Origin of the sequence: Gluconobacter sp. P1D12_c, from assembly GCF_018812105.1 — a bacterium.
GTDB lineage: Bacteria > Pseudomonadota > Alphaproteobacteria > Acetobacterales > Acetobacteraceae > Gluconobacter > Gluconobacter oxydans_A.
On record NZ_JACSIQ010000536.1, the window covers coordinates 1 to 427 of the forward strand.

Consider the following 427-nt stretch of genomic DNA (forward strand, 5'->3'; position numbering starts at 1 on the left):
CATGAATGAACTGGTGAAGTTCGGTGCGATTTTCTCCGAGCGCGAAAAGGTAGCCGGTATGCGAGGGCCGGGTCTTGTCCGCTACTACATGAACCGCCACGTTGCTGAAGTAGGTAGTCGTGCTACACAAGAAGAACTTTCTACAATACCAAAGCCGGGATTTAATCTTGAAGTTATAGAAGGAGGAAAATTATGAAAACTAACGAACGATTCCATATTGCATGCCAAAATACATTTATAATTTCTCATTCAAACGACTTAGAAACTATGAAAATTTGGAAAAATCTTAAGGAATTACATGATGAAAATTTAGATGAATTTTTTGAATTTTCTATAGTGCGAGATAATGAAGTGCTTCTAGAGACACTTCGCCTTCCGAGTGATCCTTCACTCTACGAATGGTTTGTCGGTCAGCCAAATGTGCCAT

General features: G+C 39.8%; 1 protein-coding gene and 1 pseudogene. Both read left to right on the forward strand.

What is annotated here, in order from left to right; genetic code table 11:
• Positions 1-196, forward strand: a pseudogene (locus tag KP705_RS18040) (hypothetical protein); the annotation flags it as partial.
• On the forward strand, positions 193-427 hold a 235-nt coding region (locus tag KP705_RS18045), incomplete at its 3' end, for a hypothetical protein (RefSeq protein WP_215765288.1). The pseudogene KP705_RS18040 and the gene KP705_RS18045, both read left to right, overlap by 4 nt.